18 protein-coding genes are annotated in these 19227 nt (G+C 34.4%); 7 read left to right on the top strand and 11 right to left on the bottom strand.

Annotated elements, in window-relative coordinates; translation table 11 throughout:
* The first annotated feature begins 96 nt into the window (after nt 1–96).
* Both glmM and V7M80_RS02525 read left to right on the top strand, forming a co-directional pair.
* On the top strand, nt 97–1497 hold the full coding sequence (gene glmM, locus V7M80_RS02530) for a phosphoglucosamine mutase (RefSeq protein ID WP_333693797.1): 1401 nt from the start codon (nt 97–99) through the stop codon (nt 1495–1497).
* Nucleotides 1498–1533: 36 nt separating this feature from the next.
* Nucleotides 1534–3018: an aminotransferase class V-fold PLP-dependent enzyme gene (locus V7M80_RS02525; RefSeq protein WP_333693796.1), complete on the top strand. Its 1485-nt coding sequence runs from the start codon at nt 1534–1536 to the stop codon at nt 3016–3018.
* Here V7M80_RS02525 and V7M80_RS02520 read toward each other — a convergent pair.
* Nucleotides 3015–3893: a lysophospholipid acyltransferase family protein gene (locus V7M80_RS02520; protein WP_333693795.1), complete on the bottom strand. Its 879-nt coding sequence runs from the start codon at nt 3891–3893 to the stop codon at nt 3015–3017. The genes V7M80_RS02525 and V7M80_RS02520 overlap by 4 nt on opposite strands.
* A 103-nt stretch (nt 3894–3996) precedes the next feature.
* On the opposite strand from V7M80_RS02520, the gene V7M80_RS02515 reads away from it, so the two are divergent.
* Together V7M80_RS02515 and V7M80_RS02510 are read left to right on the top strand one after the other, a co-directional pair.
* Nucleotides 3997–4638, top strand: a complete 642-nt coding sequence (locus V7M80_RS02515) for a rhomboid family intramembrane serine protease (protein WP_333693794.1) — start codon at nt 3997–3999, stop codon at nt 4636–4638.
* A 72-nt stretch (nt 4639–4710) separates the two neighbouring features.
* On the top strand, nt 4711–5397 hold the full coding sequence (locus V7M80_RS02510; RefSeq protein ID WP_333693792.1) for an SIMPL domain-containing protein: 687 nt from the start codon (nt 4711–4713) through the stop codon (nt 5395–5397).
* Nucleotides 5398–5428: 31 nt separating this feature from the next.
* Here the strand turns inward: V7M80_RS02510 and V7M80_RS02505 are convergent, their stop codons facing one another.
* The 6 genes from V7M80_RS02505 to V7M80_RS02480 all read right to left on the bottom strand — a co-directional run bounded on the left by V7M80_RS02505 (nt 5429) and on the right by V7M80_RS02480 (nt 11447).
* Nucleotides 5429–7303: a monovalent cation:proton antiporter-2 (CPA2) family protein gene (locus V7M80_RS02505; RefSeq protein ID WP_333693790.1), complete on the bottom strand. Its 1875-nt coding sequence runs from the start codon at nt 7301–7303 to the stop codon at nt 5429–5431.
* Nucleotides 7296–7910 carry a glutathione-regulated potassium-efflux system oxidoreductase KefF gene (gene kefF, locus V7M80_RS02500; protein ID WP_333693789.1) on the bottom strand — a complete coding sequence of 205 codons (615 nt, stop codon included), beginning with the start codon at nt 7908–7910 and terminating at the stop codon, nt 7296–7298. Before kefF ends, V7M80_RS02505 begins: the two co-directional genes overlap by 8 nt.
* A gap of 30 nt (nt 7911–7940) precedes the next feature.
* A complete protein-coding gene (gene purB / locus V7M80_RS02495) occupies nt 7941–9287 on the bottom strand; it encodes an adenylosuccinate lyase (RefSeq protein ID WP_333693787.1) in 1347 nt (448 codons plus the stop codon).
* 97 nt (nt 9288–9384) lie between these two features.
* Entirely contained in the window at nt 9385–10080 is a 696-nt protein-coding gene (locus tag V7M80_RS02490; RefSeq protein WP_333693785.1) for an SIR2 family NAD-dependent protein deacylase, read from the bottom strand.
* Between the two features lie 42 nt (nt 10081–10122).
* A complete protein-coding gene (locus tag V7M80_RS02485) occupies nt 10123–10917 on the bottom strand; it encodes an anti-sigma factor (RefSeq protein ID WP_333693784.1) in 795 nt (264 codons plus the stop codon).
* Nucleotides 10914–11447, bottom strand: a complete 534-nt coding sequence (locus V7M80_RS02480; RefSeq protein WP_333693783.1) for an RNA polymerase sigma factor — start codon at nt 11445–11447, stop codon at nt 10914–10916. Before V7M80_RS02480 ends, V7M80_RS02485 begins: the two co-directional genes overlap by 4 nt.
* A 56-nt stretch (nt 11448–11503) precedes the next feature.
* Here V7M80_RS02480 and V7M80_RS02475 point away from each other — a divergent pair, with 56 nt between their 5' ends.
* Complete coding sequence (locus V7M80_RS02475; protein WP_333693782.1) at nt 11504–12175, top strand: TrmH family RNA methyltransferase; 672 nt, start codon at nt 11504–11506, stop codon at nt 12173–12175.
* Here V7M80_RS02475 and V7M80_RS02470 read toward each other — a convergent pair whose 3' ends face one another.
* The 3 genes from V7M80_RS02470 to V7M80_RS02460 form a co-directional block, all read right to left on the bottom strand.
* On the bottom strand, nt 12176–12940 hold the full coding sequence (locus tag V7M80_RS02470; RefSeq protein ID WP_333693781.1) for a carboxypeptidase-like regulatory domain-containing protein: 765 nt from the start codon (nt 12938–12940) through the stop codon (nt 12176–12178).
* An 86-nt stretch (nt 12941–13026) separates the two neighbouring features.
* Entirely contained in the window at nt 13027–14865 is a 1839-nt protein-coding gene (locus tag V7M80_RS02465) for a DEAD/DEAH box helicase (RefSeq protein ID WP_333693780.1), read from the bottom strand.
* A gap of 146 nt (nt 14866–15011) precedes the next feature.
* Nucleotides 15012–15587: a non-canonical purine NTP diphosphatase gene (locus tag V7M80_RS02460; protein ID WP_333693779.1), complete on the bottom strand. Its 576-nt coding sequence runs from the start codon at nt 15585–15587 to the stop codon at nt 15012–15014.
* 267 nt (nt 15588–15854) lie between these two features.
* Between V7M80_RS02460 and rpsA the strand changes: the two genes are divergently transcribed.
* Complete coding sequence (gene rpsA / locus V7M80_RS02455; RefSeq protein ID WP_333693778.1) at nt 15855–17621, top strand: 30S ribosomal protein S1; 1767 nt, start codon at nt 15855–15857, stop codon at nt 17619–17621.
* A 74-nt stretch (nt 17622–17695) separates the two neighbouring features.
* On the opposite strand, the gene V7M80_RS02450 is transcribed toward rpsA, so the two are convergent.
* The gene (locus V7M80_RS02450) at nt 17696–18415 is read right to left on the bottom strand and encodes a hypothetical protein (protein WP_333693777.1); all 720 of its coding nucleotides are present in this window, start codon (nt 18413–18415) and stop codon (nt 17696–17698) included.
* A gap of 195 nt (nt 18416–18610) precedes the next feature.
* On the opposite strand from V7M80_RS02450, the gene V7M80_RS02445 reads away from it, so the two are divergent.
* On the top strand, nt 18611–19174 hold the full coding sequence (locus V7M80_RS02445) for a fasciclin domain-containing protein (protein ID WP_333693776.1): 564 nt from the start codon (nt 18611–18613) through the stop codon (nt 19172–19174).
* Nucleotides 19175–19227 lie beyond the last annotated feature (53 nt).

The raw sequence follows: 19227 nt of genomic DNA, 5'->3' as shown, positions 1-19227 counted from the left end.
TTAAGAAAATATACTGTATTTTTTAAATTTTAAATCCGAAATAGAAATTTGCAATTCTTTATCTTTGTAACCCTAACATAAAATTTGAGTAGAGTAATGACACTTATAAAATCGATATCCGGAATTAGAGGTACCATTGGAGGTACTGTTGGTGATAACTTAACCCCGGTTGATGCAGTAAAGTTTGCCTCGGCATATGGAACATTTTTAAAAAACTCGCAACCCGAAAACCGTGATTCGAAACTTAAAGTTGTAATTGGTCGTGATGCCCGAATTTCCGGTCCGATGATTCATAATTTAGTAGTGAATACGCTGGTTGGATTAGGAATAGATGTAATCGATTTAGGACTTTCAACTACGCCTACAGTAGAAATTGCGGTACCGTTGGAACAGGCAGATGGTGGAATTATTTTAACCGCTTCGCACAATCCAAAACAATGGAATGCGTTGAAATTATTGAATGCAAAAGGTGAATTTTTAAGCGGTGCTGAAGGAGCTATGATTTTAGAAATTGCTGAAAATGAAGCATTTGATTTTTCGGATGTAGATAGTTTAGGAGAAATTACCGTGAATGATGCTTATATGGATATTCACATTGATGAGGTTTTAAATTTACCTTTGGTGGATGCCGAAGCAGTTGCAAAACGAAAATTTAAGGTGGTGGTTGATGGAGTCAATTCTTCGGGTGGAATTATAATTCCCAAATTATTGGAGCAAATGGGCGTAGAAGTTGTAAAATTATACTGCGAACCCAATGGACATTTCCCACACAATCCAGAACCCTTAAAAGAACATTTAGGCGATATTTGCGAATTGGTGGTAAAAGAAAATGCCGATTTTGGTATTGTAGTGGACCCGGATGTCGATCGTTTGGCTTTTATTTCAAATGATGGCGAAATGTTTGGAGAAGAATATACTTTGGTTGCCGTAGCCGATTATGTGTTAAGTAAAACCCCCGGAAATACGGTTTCCAATATGTCATCTTCTAGAGCTTTACGTGATATTACCATAAAACACAACGGAAAATATCAAGCTAGTGCTGTTGGTGAAGTAAATGTGGTAGAATTAATGAAAGCAACAAACGCTATTATTGGTGGCGAAGGTAATGGTGGAATCATCTATCCGGAGTCGCACTATGGTCGGGATAGTTTGGTGGGAGTGGCTTTGTTTTTAACGCATTTAGCCAATTTGGATGTAACGGTGGCCGAACTTCGTGCTTCGTATCCACACTATTACATGAGCAAAAACAAAATTGAATTGACTCCAGAAATTGATGTGGATGCTATTCTGATAGCAATGACCAATAAATATACAAACGAACAAATTTCCACAATTGATGGGGTGAAAATTGATTTTCCAACAGAATGGATTCATTTGCGAAAATCAAATACAGAGCCCATTATTCGCATTTACACTGAAGCCCCAACACAAAATGAAGCCGATGCCTTGGCGGTTCGATTTATTGAAGAAATCAATCAAATTGTTGCCAGAAATTAAAACATTAATATTTGTACTTTTACCAAAAAATAAATCATGGTCTCTACAGTTACAAAAACACAACTTGAACAGTATTTTGATGCTTTTCGGTCAGAAATAATTGGGATTAATCAAGAGTTTGTTTCCCCATTTGGAAAGCAAAAAATTATTTATACCGATTGGACGGCAAGTGGAAGATTATATCGTTCAATAGAGGAAAAGTTAATGCAACAGTTTGGACCCTTTGTAGCCAATACTCATACCGAGACTACCATAACGGGAACTGCTATGACTTTAGCCTATCACGAAGCCCGTAGTATCATAAAGAAACATGTTAATGCTAATTCTAAAGATGTATTAATAACCGATGGTACGGGAATGACTGGAGTGGTAAATAAGTTTCAGCGTATATTAGGTTTGCGAATTCCAGAAAATTTAAAGGAGTTTACTACCATTCCCCAAGCTTTAAAACCTATAGTCTTTATTTCACATATGGAACACCATTCCAACCAAACCTCTTGGTTGGAAACTATAGCAGATGTAGAAGTAATTCCAGCCAATTCTGAAGGATTGTTTTGCCTTAATGAATTACAAAAATTACTCGAAAAATACCAAGATCGGGTTTTTAAAATAGCCTCCATAACCTCATGTTCCAACGTAACGGGTATCCAAACCCCTTACCATGAAGTGGCTAAGCTGATGCATCAAAATAACGGTGTTTGCTTTGTAGATTTTGCCTGTTCCGGACCTTATGTAACTATTAACATGCATCCGGAAGATTCGGAGAGTTATTTGGACGCTATTTTCTTTTCTCCACATAAGTTTTTAGGAGGACCCGGAACTTCCGGGGTTTTAATTTTCAATCAAAATTTGTACAAAAACAATGTTCCTGATTGTCCGGGTGGGGGAACCGTTAGCTGGACAAATCCTTGGGGCGAACATAAGTATATTGACAATATTGAAGATAGGGAAGATGGAGGAACTCCCGGATTTTTGCAAGTAATTAAAACAGCACTAGCAATTCAGTTGAAAGAAAAAATGGGAGTTCAAAATATTTTAGATCGTGAACATGAGTTGGTTGATTATATTTTTGAGACATTGAGTTCTATTGAAAATATCAAAATATTAGCAGGGCAACACCGCAACAGATTGGGCGTTATTTCTTTTTATATAGATGATTTACATTACAATTTAGGTGTAAAAATGCTAAATGACCGTTTTGGAATTCAAACTCGTGGCGGTTGCAGCTGTGCCGGAACCTATGGTCATTTTTTATTGCATGTAGATCAACAAACTTCTAAGGATTTGGTTTGTCAGATTACTTCAGGAGATTTGATAAAAAAGCCGGGTTGGATTAGAATGTCTATACACCCAACTACAACTACAGAGGAAATTGCTCTTGTTTGTGAAAGTATTAAGCAAGTAGCCCTTCATCACAAAGAATGGAGTAAAGATTATTTTTATGATGCTAAAACCAATAATTTTCATCATAAAAATGATACTATTTGCGAAAAAGAAATGGTTAAAGCATGGTTTAACTAAAGGGATGACCTTTTGTGTTTCCACCTTTTGTGTGTCCATAAATAAAATTCGGGGGCTTCAAGAATTTGATTTTCAACTTTTTTCATGAAAAGTTCTGTAATTTTGAAATCAGGAACAGTTTTGGGATCTTCAGAAAGCCATTCAAATTCAACTTCGTAAAAACCTCTTTTAACTTTTCGAATGTGCATGAAAACCATACACATATCAAATTTTTTGGCTAACATTTCTGCTCCGGTTTGAAGCGGTGTCGATTCGCCAAAAAAGTTTCCCCAATGGAAAGCTCTAGATATTTTAGGCGACTGATCACTGGCAAATCCGTAAATACCAAGTTTGTTGTTTTTATAATTCTCTTCTATTGTTGGAATTGTTTCTTTGGTTGTAATGAGTTGGGCACCAAACTTAGCTCGTATTTTTTTTACCAATTTATCAAAATGGGGATTGGCAATTTTTTTATATATCGCAAAAGAATCATAGGCCAAATGCTTGTTAATGGAAATTGACCATTCATAACTGGCATAATGACTTGTTAATAGAGCTATGCTTTTACCTTTTGCTTCGGCTTCTTTCATTATGTCCAAATTACGAATTACAAATCGTTTATCCATTTCCGATTCTGATATGGATAAAGTTTTTATCATTTCCATGAATAAATCACAGAGATGGCTGTAAAATTTTTTTTCAATTATTAGGCGTTCAGAATGGCTATGGTGTGGGAGTGCCAATGCCAAGTTTTTCCGAACGGTTTTTTTACGATACCCAATAATTCGATACATAAAAAAGCAAATACAGTCAGAAATAAAGTAAAACACCGGAAATGGTAGTATGGAAATAAACCACAAAAGGGGGTATATTAAAACATATACTAGGAATTGCATGCTTAAAAATTTTAGCAAAGATAGGTTTTTTATCAATTCTCACTTTGTTTTAACAGGGTAGTGCCAAAGTATTCTCTATTTTTACAACACAAATTTTGATTTTATGAGTGTAGCCCTTTTAACCTTAATCGTTTCAAACTGTTTGGTAAGTTTTAAAGCTTTTGAAGATATAACTTTCTTTAGAAAATATGAGTTTCACATAGGGAGTATAAGAGCAGGAGAGCATTTACGCATGATAACTTCTGCTTTTTTACATGTAGATATTGCTCACTTAGCTTTCAATATGTTAACCTTATATTTCTTTGCACCCGTAGTTATTTTACAATTTGGAAGTCCCGTTTTTTTTCTAATTTATTTTGGTAGTTTGTTATCGGGAAGTTTATTTACACTTCAATTTCATAAAAATGAATACCATTACAGAGCCGTAGGTGCATCTGGAGCGGTTACCGGAATTTTATATTGTGCTATTTTACTTCAACCGGATAAAAGTTTATATTTGTTTTTTATACCTATACCCATTCCGGCTTATGTTTTTGGAATAACTTATTTACTGTATTCTATTTACGGAATGAAATCCCGTACCGATCATATTGGTCATACGGCTCATTTTGGAGGTGCCGTAGGAGGTTATGCTTTAACATTGTTTCAATATCCTCAACTCATCCAAGAAAATACTTTAATGGTGGTACTTTTGGCCATACCCATTTTGATTTTGTTGGTATTAGTAAAAACCGGCAAGTTGTAATGTTTTTAATTATTCTATTGCAATTGGCACACAAATTGAAAAGGTAGATTTAAATCAATACAAAAAGAAATCATGAAAACAAGAGTATTAATTCTCGTAGCACTATTATCTACTTCGCTTTGGGCTCAAGACGGAAAGTTAATTCCACAAGTCACTGTTATGGGTGAAGGTAAAATTAAAACGGTTCCCGATTTAGCGGTTTTAAGCTTTGGTATAACCCACACCGGAAAAGAAGCCAATGAAGTAAAAAAAGCCAATGATCAAGCTTTGGATAAAGTTATAAAGTTTATAAAGAAATTTGGAATAGCTACAACCGATTTTCAAACCACACAAGTTAGCTTGAACAAAAACTACCAATATGATACTAAAAAATATACCTATCAAGCAACGCAGAATTTAACGTTAACGCTTAAAGATATTTCAAAATACGATGCATTAGTTATGGGACTAATGGATAACGGAATAAATACAATTCATCAAGTTGAATTTAAGTCAACTCAAATTGAAATACTAAAAAGTAATGCTCGTAAATTAGCTATTCAAGATGCTAAGAAAAAGGCTGAAGATTTTGCTGGTGTGTTAAATCAGAAAATTGGAAAAGCATTGAGTATTTCAGATAATTCGCAGCCCATTTATCCTGTTATGATGAAAAGAACTTATGCCAACCCTATGCTGGAGTCTGATGCTGCTACAGAAACTTTGGCTATTGGAGAAATTGAAATTTCAATTTCAGTAACGGTCAGTTTTCATTTAGATTAAAAAAAAGGGTCTGTAAATCAGACCCTTTTTTTTAGGTATTTATTTGTTTTTTCAAATGTTCACTATCCCAAGCATGGTCAGAACTTGAAAAGTTGATGTGCATATCGTTTTTCAAGAGTTCTTCTTGCATTTCAATCTCATCTTTAACCGTGGCTAAATAAGCCATTTTATCATGACGTTTTGAGGCTAATTTTCGAATTGCGGCTTCATCATATTTTATAAATCTTTGACCTTGTCTGGTAGCCGAATATTTTCGATGTCCGAGTTGTGTTAGGGCGTCAACTCCCAAGTGTACCGCTGTGTATAAAGTTTCTCTGTAAATTTTGTCTACTCCATGATCTATAAGTTCGTAGGCATCAACACGATTTCTCGCTCTGGTTAAGATGTTTAGATGCGGAAAATGTTTTCTTAATAATTCTACAACACTCAAATTTACTTCCGGATTGTCTATTGCGGCAATAAAAATTTTTGCATTTTCTGCACCTGCAGCTTTCAAAAGTTCCAATCGGGTTGCGTCTCCATAATATACTTTAAATCCCATTTTTCGCAATAAATCTACGCGATCCGAATCGTGATCTAAAATTGTGGCTTTAACGCCATTGGCTTTAAGTAATCTTCCAATTGTGCTACCAAAATGACCAAAACCTGCAATTATTACTTCATTGTTTTCATCAATAAAATCGGCTTCCTTTTCATTTTTTTCTGTAACCCCAAAATAGGGATCAATCCATTTCTCATTGATAAGTAAAAGAAATGGGGTAGAAACCATACTTAATGCAATGATTGCCATGATTTGATTTGCTAAAAGCGAGCTCATAATATTCAGTTGGGTAGAGAAACTTAGAATTACAAAACCAAATTCACCGGCTTGACTCAACCCAAAAGAAAATAAAAAATTTTGATCGTTACTTTTTTTGTAAATTTTACCAATGGCAAACAAAACAATGAATTTTATCGCGGTAAGTACAGCTCCAAAAACAAATATGAAAGTAGGATTTTCCATAATCAATTGAAAATTGATAGAGGCACCAACACCTATAAAAAATAAACCCAAAAGTAAACCTTTGAATGGGGCAATATCGCCTTCTAATTCATGTCTAAATTCAGAGTTGGCCAATACAACTCCGGCCATAAAAGCCCCAAGAGCCGGACTTAAACCAACTAATTGCATCAAATAGGAAACCCCAACTACCAACAAAAGGGCGGTAGCAGTGAAAAGTTCTTGTAATCGGGTTTTGGCAATTACATGAAGTAAGGGTACAATAATAAATCGACCAGAAAAATATATAATGGCAATGGCAAAAACTACGATTAGTGTTTGTAACCAACCTGCAAAATCACTAATTAAAGAGGTGTGTATTTCAGAATTTTCACTTGTAATTTCTCCACTAATCAACAATGGAATAATAGCCAAAATGGGTATTACAGCAATATCTTGGAATAAAAGTACTGCAAATGATGACCGCCCCATTGAAGTTTGGGATAACCCTTTTTCTTTAAGGGTTTGTAAAACGATAGCTGTTGAGGAAAGCGATAAAGCCAAACAAATAACTAAATTGGTTTGCCAACTCCAATCCATAAAAATGAAACACAAAATAAAGAGGAGTAAACTACTTCCTATCAGTTGAAGCGAGCCCATACCCAGAATGAACTTTCGCATTTTCCAGAATTTATAGGGATCAAGTTCCAAACCAATCAGAAATAGCATCATAACTACGCCAAATTCAGCAAAGTGCATAATGTCTTCTCCTTTGGTACCTATTAATCCTAAAACAAATGGACCAATGATTATTCCAGCAAATAAATAGCCTAAAATAGAACTGAGTCCCATTTTTTTGGCAAAAGGAACACATACAACAGCGGCGGTTAAATAAATAATAGCCTGAACAAAGAAACTGTTATCCATGATTTTTCAATTTAAAATGAAACCAATCATTCAAATAAAAGTGAGTATTAACTTCATTGAGATCAATGTCGTTAGCTTGTAAGTGTTTGAGTAAATCGGAATAGGTTTGCCCGAATTGATTAGCCTCTTTTTCATCCATTTGATGAGTGCCATGTACCACAAAAGGTGGAAGATACTCCATTTTACATACTTTGGCAGTTTGATTAAAAGGTTCCAAAAGTTCCGGAATGGTATATCGGTCTTTTCCTGTATCGCAATAGTTTTTTTGAGCCCCACCGGTAGTGATAACTTGAAATATTTTTTTTCCTTTCAATGCATTACCTTGGGTTCCATAGGCCCAATTGTACTCCAAAACCATGTCTATCCATTGTTTGAGTAAAGGTGGACAACTATACCAATATAAAGGATGATGCCAAATGATGATATCGTGAGATTCTAATAAAGCCTGTTCTTTTTTTACATCAATATCAAATTCAGGATAAGCTTCATACAAATCATGAAATGTAATGCCTTCCAATTGAGGTATTTTAAAAACCAAGGCTTTATTAACCATTGATTTTTCAAATAATGGATGAGCAAACAAAATAAGAATTTTTGATGTTTTCATTTATAAATATTACGTGACCGGATGATTTAGTTAAATACCCAGATAATTGGATGGCGTTATTTGTAATAACTCATTTTTAATCGAATCCGATACAGTTAATGTATGAATAAATTTATGAATAGTTTGCTGATTTATAGGTTCATTAGTTCGCGTAAGTCCTTTTAAAGCTTCATAAGGATTCGGATAACTTTCTCTTCGTAATATAGTTTGAATAGCCTCGGCAACTACAGCCCAATTTTGATCTAAATCTTCTTCTAATTTAGCAGAGTTAAGTACTAATTTGTCTAAGCCTTTTAACGTGGCTTCAAAACCTATTAGTGTATGTCCAATGGGAACCCCTATGTTTCTCAAAACGGTACTGTCGGTTAAGTCTCTTTGTAATCTAGACAAGGGTAATTTAGCAGAAAGATGTTCAAAAATGGCATTGGCTATGCCTAAATTTCCTTCAGAATTTTCAAAATCTATAGGATTTACTTTGTGAGGCATGGCAGAAGATCCAATTTCGCCGGCTTTAATTTTTTGTTTAAAATAGTCCATAGATACATAGGTCCAAATATCTCTATCCAAATCAATAAGTATAGTATTGATGCGTTTTAAACAATCAAAATAAGCGGCAATATGATCGTAATGTTCAATTTGCGTAGTTGGAAACGAGTGGTGTAAACCTAGTATTTCTTCAACAAAAGAGGTTCCAAATTGTTTCCAATCTATTGAAGGGTAGGCTACATGATGAGCATTGTAATTTCCGGTTGCTCCACCAAATTTGGCTGCAAAGGGAATATTGAAAAGTAAACGCATTTGTTCTTCTAAACGTTCTACAAAAACACCAATTTCTTTACCCAATCGGGTTGGAGAGGCTGGCTGACCGTGCGTACGAGCCAACATTGGTATAGCAGACCATTCTTGCGAAAGAGACTTTAATTTTGCAACCAATTGAATCAATAAAGGTAAATATACTTTTTCAAAACTTTCTTTAACCGATAAAGGAATGGCTGTATTATTGATATCTTGTGAGGTTAATCCAAAATGGATGAATTCTTTAAAGGATTGAAGACCTAAATTGTCAAATTCATTTTTTATGAAATACTCTACAGCTTTAACATCATGATTGGTTGTTTTTTCTATTTCTTTAATTGCAAGAGCATTTTCAGTAGAAAAATTTTTATAAATAGTACGTAAGGACTCAAAAATTTCAGGGTTGATGTTTTTTAATTGCGGTAACGGAATTTGACAAAGTGCAATAAAATATTCAATTTCAATCCAAACTCTATATCTGATGAGTGCTTCTTCAGAAAAATAGGGGGAAAGCGATTGCGTTTTGTTACGGTACCTGCCGTCAATAGGAGAAATGGCGTTTAATTCGTTTATAGAGTTCATGTGTTGTGTTGTTTTGAAAAATAGTCAGATTGATTTGTGTTGCAAATATAAGTTTTATCCTTAAGAAATTATCAAATCCAAAAGGGTATTCTTCATTTTAAGTACAGTATTCTTTGAGTAATTTCTCTTTCAGAATTGCCATCCCTTCTGTACCTTTTTTGGAAATTATATATAACGGATTTGAAATTTTTATGGAGTTTAACGGATTGGGATCAATGTAAAAAATGGGTATTTCTGGCTTTGTATAGTGCATTAATCCTGCAGCAGGATAGACTTGTAACGAAGTTCCAATAACAATTAGAATATCGGCAGTTTCTGTATGTTGTATCGCTTCCTGCATGGCAGGAACTTCTTCTCCAAACCATACGATGTGTGGTCTCAAAGGATGCCCTAATTTATCAGTATCGGATAATTTTAAGTCGGTTTTCCAATCCAAAATAAAATAAGGATTGTTAGAACTCCTAACTTTGAGCAATTCACCATGTAGGTGTATTACTTTTTGACTTCCGGCTCTTTCATGTAGATCGTCTACATTTTGAGTAATAATCTGTATATCAAAATATTTTTCGAGTTCTACTAAAATTTTATGAGCTTCATTTGGAGAAACTTCCAATAGTTGTCTGCGACGTTGGTTGTAGAATTCCAAAACCAATTCCGGATTCTTTTTCCAACCTTCCGGTGTTGCTACAAGAGCTACATCGTGTCCTTCCCAAAGTCCGTTAGCATCTCTAAAAGTTTGAATGCCACTTTCTGCACTTATTCCGGCACCAGATAATACTACTATTTTTTTCATATTAAAAAATAAACCCCAATCATTTGAATGGGGTCTTGTAATTTAAACTTTTCCAAGCGTGTATAGTTGTTCAAGAGTTGGCGAAGCACTCCCGCCGGCGGGCTCTAGTGTAATACCAAAAGCTTCGGCATCACCTACATTTTCTACTTCAAAGATTCGTTTGGACTGACCTTTGAAATTGTCTAAAAGACCTATGCTTGTGGGAGTTAGCGGATTAAGTTTTAAAGCCCACACTTGATAAACATAGCCTTCAGGTGGTTCCGGTAATCCGGCTCCATCAATATACACACTTTGTGTTTCTTGATTCCAGTATACTTTAGCAAAAGAGTTTGGAGATACTTCTTGACCGGCCAATGGAATGATCGTATTTTTGGGATCTCTAATTAAAGCCAGCATTTCTTCATTCTCTGAGTTTTTGAGTTGTAAAGATTTAAATTCGGTATCTAGCTTTTCTTTTTCAGTTTCCAATCCTACAATGGTTTGCTGAGAGGTTTCATTAAGTTGGAATAAGTAAATCCCACCAAATAGAAATATTGCTGCCGCTGCCCAACCCACATAAGATAAGAAATTGGTTTTGGGTTTTGGAGTCAGAGGAATTACCTTTTCTTCCGGTTCTCCAAAAATTTGTTTTTTTATAGCTTCATAATTTTTTCCAGACAGTCGAGGAGCAATGCTACCGGAAAGGTAAACCATTGCCTTTTCAATCTCTATTATTTCAGACTTGATTTCAGGATATTCAAGAGCTTTTTGCGAAACTTCTTCGGCTTCGGTCTCGTTGAGTTTTCCGTAAACATAAAGTTCCAGAATGCCTGATTCTATGTATTCTTTTGTATTCATGATACTTGTAATAAGTTTCTTAATTCGTTAATGCAGTTTCTGTTTTGAGTTTTAACGGTTCCCAATGGAATTTCCAATTCGTCTGAAGCTTCTTGCTGTGTGTAGCCTTTGAAGAAAAGTAAATCTATAATTTTAATACATTTAGGTTTTAATTTTTTGACAAATTCTTGAATTCCAATACTGTCAATCTTGTTTATCATTCTGGAATTGTCATCTAACAGATTTACGAAATTATCGGCAGATAGGTTTTTTTGACTATTGTTAAATCCTTTAGAACGTAATTTGTCAATAGAGCTATTGCGGGCAATATTCACAATCCATGTATAAAATCGTCCTTTTGATTCATTGTAAGAATCAATGTTTTTCCAAATTTTAACAAATACATCTTGAAGCACATCTTCAGCTTCTTCTGTTTCTTTGATGTAGTTGCTAATTACGCCATACAAACTTTTGGAATACATATCATACAATAATGTAAACGCTCTGTCATCTTTTTTGTAAATTAGGGGCAATAATTCTTCTTGTGTCATACCTAGAATTTTAATGTAGCCAAGATAGGGACTTACACTTTAAAAAACAATTTTGAATGAATCAAATATTGGAAAACGAGGAATATTTAAAGTATTTAGAAAATTTTATAACTCCGGAGCGGAAACATAAGTTTTTGGAAATACTTAATAACCGAACCAAACATTTTACGGTTGCCCTTGAAGATGTTTACCAACTTCACAATACCAGTGCTGTTATGAGAAGTTGCGAAGTGTTTGGAATTCAAGAACTTCATGTTATTGAACAAAAATTTGGAAAAAAAATTGATTCAGAAATTGCCATGGGTGCTCAAAAATGGGTTGATGTTTTTAGGTATCCCGACTCAAATCGATGCATTCAAAAATTAAAAGAAAGAGGTTACCAAATTATTGCAACCACGCCCCATGATAATTCGTGTTTTTTGGCTGATTTTGATATCCAGCCCCGATCGGCCTTTTTCTTTGGAACAGAAAAGGATGGATTGTCTCAAGAAATAATAAAAAATGCAGATGGATTCTTAAAGATTCCAATGGTTGGTTTTACGGAAAGTTTAAATATTTCGGTTGCTGCTGCAATCATAATTCAGTTTTTAACTCAAAAATTGCGGAATTCAAGTGTAGAATGGCAACTTACAGAAACCGAATTGTTACAAAAAAAATTAGATTGGACTCGTAAATCAATTCGCAATATTGAATCTGTTGAAAAACGGTATTTAGATTTGATAACCTAATTATTTCTTTTTCAGGATACGATATTCTTCATAACAATCGTTTATGGCATCTAATACTTGAAGATCATTGGCTGTTTTTATAAACGATTCAGAATAGTTGCATCTTTCTAAGATTTCGGCAATTTCTTTTTTGTCTACCCCCAACATTACCGCTATGGTTTCTCGGTCAAATTTGGATGCTAGGAGATTTCGAACCGTGTCATCTTTTTTCATTTCTTTTAATTTTCTAAGCTCTCTTGGCTTTTTTCCAAAGAAATTGTAAAGCATGTCGGTTGGGTTAAATATAGAACCTAATACGCGACTAAAAGCATTTGGCGAATATTCTCCGGCCTCATACCCGTAGGGTAAACCGGAAATTCCATATCTGTAATTCTCTTTTACCGGAATTAATTTGGCATCTACTTGAAGATATCCGGTTAAATTGTAAGGAGTTACAACAACTTCTTCTAAAGCAACAGCTTTTTCAGTAAGTCTAATTTGGGTGTTTTTGGATTTTATCCAATCGTTGGTAACACGAACTCTCAAAGATTGAAAACCTACAATAGATAGATGTAATGTATCGTTTACGGCAACATCAATTTCAAAATATCCTTTTTCGTTGGTAATGGTACCTCTAACAGAATTTAAATTGATAATATGAACATTAGCTAAAGTTTGGGAAGAACCATCATCATATACCACTCCGTTAACTTTTTGATTTCTAATTTCGTTTTGGGCGGTAATTGAAAGGCTAAAAAGCCATAAAAAAACTACAAAATATCTCATAATTGACTTTGATGGTTTAAAAGTACTAAATCGTTTTAAGATATTTTGTAGTCATTGGTATTATTATAAGAAAATTAACAAAATTGTTAACTTCTTCTTGGTCTGCGATTTTTGGCAGCTTCAAATGAACGACTTGCCGGTCTTTCACTTCTGGATTCCGATGATCTTCTGGAAGAACGAGTTGGAGCATCGCTTTCTCTTCGTGTTCTAAATCCAGTTTCTTTACGGCTTCCAAAGCTTCCGGATTTCGAACCCGAACTTCTTTCGCCTCTAAATCCTCCGGAGTTTCTTCCGTTGTGATCTCTTCTTCCTCCTCCGTCATTTTTAGAGATTTCAACGTTGATTTTTCTACCTTCTAATTGCATTCCGTTTAAAATCTCCATCACTTTATCAGTATGTTCTGCATCGGTATTGAAAAACGAAAAACCTTCTTTTACATCTACCTTATAAACATCTTCGCGGCCCAATTCTAAGGTATCACGCAAAAAGTCTTTGAGTTGCATCCAATCGAAATTGTCTCTAGAGCCAATATTTACAAAGAAACGAGTTGCTCCGGATTGGTTATCTCTAGAACTTCTCTCTTCTCTACGATCTCCAGCAGATTGACTAGATAAATCGCGATTTTTTTTGTAATAATTAATGAATCGGTTGAATTCAACAGATACCATTTTTTTTATCAATTCCTCTTTGCTTAAGCCTTCTAAAACCTCATTAATGGCCGGAAGATAATTATCTATTTCGTGATCAACTTCGGTATCTTTAATTTTTGTAGCTAAGTGCAAAAGTTGAATTTCACAAATTTCAATTCCGGAAGGAATGGTTTTTTCTTCAAACTTTTGTTTGATTATTTTTTCAATAGTTGATATTTTTCGTAGTTCACTTTTGGTTATAATTACGATGGATGTACCCAATTTACCAGCTCTACCAGTCCTTCCCGAACGGTGATTGTAGGTTTCAATTTCATCAGGTAATTGGTAATTGATAACATGAGTAACATTGTCTACATCTATTCCTCTTGCGGCTACATCGGTAGCAACCAACATTTGAATTTGTCTGCCGCGAAACGATTTCATCACAGAGTCTCTTTGAGCTTGAGACAAATCGCCATGTAAAGCTGCAGCATTGTACCCGTCTTCAATTAACTTCTCAGCAACTTGTTGAGTATCTCTTTTGGTTCTGCAAAAAACCACCGAAAAAATATCCGGATTAGCATCTGCCAAACGTTTTAAGGCTTCGTAACGATCTCGAGCATTAATCAAATAAAATTCATGTGAAACGGTGGCAGAACCTGAGTTTTTGGTTCCCACTGTGATTTCTTGAGGTTCAACCATGAATTTTTTAGCAATTCTTGCCACTTCAGCCGGCATAGTTGCCGAGAATAACCACGTGTTTTTTTCGTCTGGAGTTGTAGAAAGAATACTTACAATATCTTCATAGAATCCCATGTTTAACATTTCGTCAGCTTCATCTAAAATGCAGTAGTTGATTTCGGTAATGTTAACATAACCTCTATTAATCATGTCTTGCATTCTACCGGGAGTAGCTACAATAATTTGGGCACCTCTTTTGACCTCACGAGCTTGTTCTGAAATGCTGGCACCTCCATATACAGCCACCACATTGATTCCTTTTTCGTATTTGGAATACAATTTCAGTTCGTTTGTAATTTGGAGACAAAGTTCTCGTGTGGGCGATAAGATTAAGGCTTGTGTGTTTCTGTTTTCGGCATCTATTTTTTGAATAAGCGGGAAACCAAATGCCGCTGTTTTTCCTGTTCCTGTTTGTGCAAGGGCAACTAAGTCTGTTTCACTTTCTAATAAAACCGGAATCGCTTTCTCCTGTACTTCTGATGGATTCTCAAATCCTAGGTCTTTAATCGCGAGCAGAAGCGATTCTTTAAGACCTAATTGTTCAAATTTATTCATATTTCTTTTTAAATTGGGTGCAAAGGTAAGCTTTAAAAACCACATTAACTAATGTGTTATCTAATTGATTATTAAATAAGTATAAATTAATCGATTTGTGATTTCATTAGGAAGGAGTCAAATAGCATTCATTTGGCAAAAAAAAACTATAGATTTTGAAGGAAAGCAATACATTTTTTTAGAGCAATAGCCCGATGACTAAGTTCTGCTTTTTCTTCCAGAGTCATTTCTGCAAAAGTACGGTTGGAATTATCGGGATAAAATAGGGGGTCATAACCAAAGCCTTGAGTTCCTCTTTTTTCATAACCAATGGTTCCTTTTACAATTCCCGTAAATAGTTCAGTTTTACCTTCAATTTTTAAGCAAATTACAGTTTTAAATTGGGCTTTTCTATTTGGGATTCCGTCAAGTTTTTGAAGGAGTTTGTTCATATTGTTCTCCGCATTTTGATGTTCTCCGGCATATCGTGCGGAATAAACTCCGGGTTCGCCATTTAAAACTTCAACCTCCAATCCGGTGTCATCTGCAAAACAAGGTAAACCGTATTTTTCATATACATATTCGGCTTTTAAAAGAGCATTGCCTTCAATGGTTTGTGCCGTTTCCGGAATAGTTTCAAAACACCCGATATCTTCCAAACTTAAAATTTCTATAGTATTTGGGACTAAGGGTTTTATTTCCTTGATTTTATTAAGATTAGAAGAAGCAAATACGATTTTCATTGTTTAATTTGAAATTTTACTGGGTAGTTGTTTTGTGTTTTACTTGGATTATTGAGTGTAAAAATACACTTTATTGTGTATTCATTTGATATACAACTAAAATCTTCATCAAAACTTTTGTTTAATATAAAAAATAGCTGTACTTTTGCACACCTTTTGGCGAAGAAGAGTTTCCATTGGTACTAAACAAGTTAAGTAAAACAACTTCTGCTGTTTTCTTTCGCTTTCAGAAACTCAAGAAAATACAGAATACAAATTTTTATCAGCATGTCTGAATTATTAAAAGAACAAGAAGCGTTTTTAGCAAACTTTAACTGGCACAATTTCCAAGAAGGAATTGACGCAGTAGATGAAAAAAACTTAAGAGAATTTGAAGATTTAGTTGCTAAAACCTTCATTTCAACAGATAACGACGAAGTTGTTATAGGAACTGTAGTTCGTATAACCGATCGTGATGCTATCGTTGACATTAACGCGAAGTCTGAAGGAGTTATCTCTTTAAATGAGTTCCGTTACAATCCACACTTAAAAGTGGGTGACAAAGTAGAAGTATTAATTGATGTTCGTGAAGACAAAACAGGTCAATTAGTATTATCTCACAGAAAAGCAAGAACTATCAAAGCATGGGATCGCGTTATCGCTGCTAACGAAAGCGGTGAAATCGTAAACGGTTTCGTTAAATGCAGAACTAAAGGTGGTATGATTGTAGATGTTTTCGGAATTGAAGCATTCTTACCAGGTTCTCAAATTGATGTGAAGCCAATCCGTGACTACGATCAATATGTTAACAAAATGATGGAGTTTAAAGTAGTAAAAATCAATCACGAATTTAAAAACGTGGTGGTTTCTCACAAAGCTCTTATCGAAGCAGATATTGAAGTACAGAAAAAAGAAATCATTGGTCAATTAGAAAAAGGACAAGTATTAGAAGGTGTAGTTAAAAACATTACTTCTTATGGTGTGTTTATTGATTTAGGTGGTGTTGATGGATTAATTCACATTACGGACCTTTCTTGGTCAAGAATCAATCACCCAAGCGAAGTTCTTGAGTTAGACCAAAAATTAAACGTTGTAATTCTTGATTTTGATGATGAAAAAACAAGAATTCAATTAGGTTTAAAACAATTAAACGCTCACCCATGGGATGCTTTAGATGCGAACTTACAAGTAGGTGACAAAGTGAAAGGTAAAGTTGTAGTTATTGCTGATTACGGTGCTTTTATTGAAGTAGCTGAAGGTGTTGAAGGTTTAATTCACGTTTCTGAAATGTCTTGGTCTACCCACTTACGTTCTGCTCAAGACTTCATGAAAATTGGAGATGAAGTAGAAGCGGTTATCTTGACTTTAGACAGAGACGAAAGAAAAATGTCTTTAGGTATCAAGCAAATGACACAAGATCCATGGACAGACATTACTTCTAAATATCCAGTTGGTTCTAAACACACCGGAATTGTTAGAAACTTTACAAACTTTGGTATTTTCGTAGAATTAGAAGAAGGTATCGATGGTTTAATTTATATCTCTGATTTGTCTTGGACTAAGAAAATCAAACATCCATCTGAATTCATCAACGTAGGTGAAAAATTAGAGGTTGTAGTATTAGAGTTAGACGTTGAAGGTCGTAAATTATCTTTAGGACACAAACAAACTACTGAAAACCCATGGGATAAACATGAAGATGCTTATGCTGTTGGTACTGTTCACAACGGAACTATCGCTGAAATTGTTGACAAAGGTGCAACTGTAGATTTTGGTGATGATGTAGTAGCTTTTGTTCCTGCCCGTCATTTGGAAAAAGAAGATGGTAAGAAATTGAAAAAAGGAGATACTGCCGACTTTAAAGTAATTGAGTTCAATAAAGAATTCAAAAGAGTTGTAGCTTCGCACACAGCTATCTTTAGAGAAGAAGAAGAGAAAAATGTAAAAGCGGCTGAAACTACAGCTACAAATACAAACGCTCCGGCTCAAACTCTTGGTGAAAACAATCAAATTTTAGCTGATTTGAAAGCTAAAATGGAAAAAGGAGAAAAATAATTTAGTTTCCCTTTTATAAAATGAAAACCCTTTGCTTTCGCAAAGGGTTTTTTTATGAACTAAAAATTAAAAATCTATTTATTGTAATACTTACTCAACCAAATGTTCTCGCTAAAGTTTTTTCCCTGCCAAAAGCAATAGTAAATAGAAATTCCCATAAGTGATTTAAAAATAAACAGAAAAGAGACCAATCGAAGGGTTCCTTCCGATGTTTTACCCAATGAATTAGATGGTATAATTGTTGCGATTAGCAAACTGATTACAAGAAGAAAAATAATAAAATTCCCCATGGTTTTAAAGGGTTTCATGTACCATTCACGTAATGGATTCATATCGTTACCCCATTTATGAATAAGATAATAATAGTCATTCCCAATGGGTGCAAATAATAAAGGATCGTCATAATTCTCTAATTGAAACAATTCAGCGGGAGCCATGATACGAAACCCTTGAATTTTTATCTGATGTGTTTTCTCCAAGGAATGTATTTTTGTAATAGCTTCTTCCGGTAACGGATTTTTAAAGTAATACGAATCTAAAAATCGCAAACGGTAATTGATACATAATTTTTTAATGTCATCAATATGAAAAATAAGATTTGATTCTAATTTATCAAACTGAAAAGCATTAGCAATTGTTGAAGATTTTGAAGCAATTGTATTTTTTATAATGTTTCGTTCTGCTTCATTTTCTGATAAAATCTTCTCAACGTTACGAATTATTTTTTCTTCTGAGCCTCTTCTTTGTTTTATGTATTGTAGCTCTGTGAGTAAGTTTTTCTTTTGTAATAGCATTTTTATAAAGGTTTAGTAAAATACTGAATTGAGAAATACAATTAGCTCTAATTTAAGTAATTAAATTAAAAACTTATTAGGTTAAGAGATTTTTTTTGGAAGTCTCAAAACTTAAAATTCTGTTAATACTAAAGTGGTAAAAATCCAACCTCTTTTGAATCCCGTAAATCGATGTATAACTAAAAAAAATACATTATGAAAACTAAAAGAAATTTTGCAATTTTTGCAGCAGTATTGTTTATGGGGTCTATAAATTATGCTCAAACTAAAGAAAAAACCGTAGAAGTAGGTGGGGCACCCATGTATCCGAGTAAAAACATAGTAGAAAATGCAGTCAACTCGAAAGATCATACCACTTTAGTAGCAGCTGTTAAGGCGGCAGGTTTAGTTGAAACATTACAATCAAGTGGCCCTTTTACGGTTTTTGCACCAACCAATGCTGCTTTTGACAAACTTCCTAAAGGAACCGTTGAAACTCTATTAAAACCCGAAAATATTAAAATGTTACAAACTGTTTTAACCTATCATGTTTTGTCCGGTAAATACAATGCACAAGATATTTTGGCGGCAATTAAAAAAGGAAACGGCAAAGCTCAATTTAAAACTGTGAGTGGTGGGATTTTAACGGCTACTTTGAATGGAAAACAAGTGGTTTTAGAGGATGAAAACGGCAACAAATCTAAAGTTACCATTACCGATGTGAATCAGTCTAACGGCGTTATACACGTTATTGATGCGGTTGTTACACCGAAGGCTTAATTTTTTTTGTTTTAGTTTTAAAAGAAAAGACCACAAATACTATTTGTGGTCTT

Origin of the sequence: Flavobacterium sp., from assembly GCF_036759525.1 — a bacterium.
Lineage (GTDB): Bacteria > Bacteroidota > Bacteroidia > Flavobacteriales > Flavobacteriaceae > Flavobacterium.
Note: the sequence above shows the minus strand (reverse complement) of the source record. Positions and strands in the feature narration are given on the sequence as shown.

Coding starts and splice junctions, on each gene's coding strand:
- glmM (WP_333693797.1), top strand. CDS start 97: ATGACACTTATAAAATCGATATCCGGAATTAGAGGTACCATTGGAGGT.
- V7M80_RS02525 (WP_333693796.1), top strand. CDS start 1,534: ATGGTCTCTACAGTTACAAAAACACAACTTGAACAGTATTTTGATGCT.
- V7M80_RS02520 (WP_333693795.1), bottom strand. CDS start 3,893: ATGCAATTCCTAGTATATGTTTTAATATACCCCCTTTTGTGGTTTATT.
- V7M80_RS02515 (WP_333693794.1), top strand. CDS start 3,997: ATGAGTGTAGCCCTTTTAACCTTAATCGTTTCAAACTGTTTGGTAAGT.
- V7M80_RS02510 (WP_333693792.1), top strand. CDS start 4,711: ATGAAAACAAGAGTATTAATTCTCGTAGCACTATTATCTACTTCGCTT.
- V7M80_RS02505 (WP_333693790.1), bottom strand. CDS start 7,303: ATGGATAACAGTTTCTTTGTTCAGGCTATTATTTATTTAACCGCCGCT.
- kefF (WP_333693789.1), bottom strand. CDS start 7,910: ATGAAAACATCAAAAATTCTTATTTTGTTTGCTCATCCATTATTTGAA.
- purB (WP_333693787.1), bottom strand. CDS start 9,287: ATGAACTCTATAAACGAATTAAACGCCATTTCTCCTATTGACGGCAGG.
- V7M80_RS02490 (WP_333693785.1), bottom strand. CDS start 10,080: ATGAAAAAAATAGTAGTATTATCTGGTGCCGGAATAAGTGCAGAAAGT.
- V7M80_RS02485 (WP_333693784.1), bottom strand. CDS start 10,917: ATGAATACAAAAGAATACATAGAATCAGGCATTCTGGAACTTTATGTT.
- V7M80_RS02480 (WP_333693783.1), bottom strand. CDS start 11,447: ATGACACAAGAAGAATTATTGCCCCTAATTTACAAAAAAGATGACAGA.
- V7M80_RS02475 (WP_333693782.1), top strand. CDS start 11,504: ATGAATCAAATATTGGAAAACGAGGAATATTTAAAGTATTTAGAAAAT.
- V7M80_RS02470 (WP_333693781.1), bottom strand. CDS start 12,940: ATGAGATATTTTGTAGTTTTTTTATGGCTTTTTAGCCTTTCAATTACC.
- V7M80_RS02465 (WP_333693780.1), bottom strand. CDS start 14,865: ATGAATAAATTTGAACAATTAGGTCTTAAAGAATCGCTTCTGCTCGCG.
- V7M80_RS02460 (WP_333693779.1), bottom strand. CDS start 15,587: ATGAAAATCGTATTTGCTTCTTCTAATCTTAATAAAATCAAGGAAATA.
- rpsA (WP_333693778.1), top strand. CDS start 15,855: ATGTCTGAATTATTAAAAGAACAAGAAGCGTTTTTAGCAAACTTTAAC.
- V7M80_RS02450 (WP_333693777.1), bottom strand. CDS start 18,415: ATGCTATTACAAAAGAAAAACTTACTCACAGAGCTACAATACATAAAA.
- V7M80_RS02445 (WP_333693776.1), top strand. CDS start 18,611: ATGAAAACTAAAAGAAATTTTGCAATTTTTGCAGCAGTATTGTTTATG.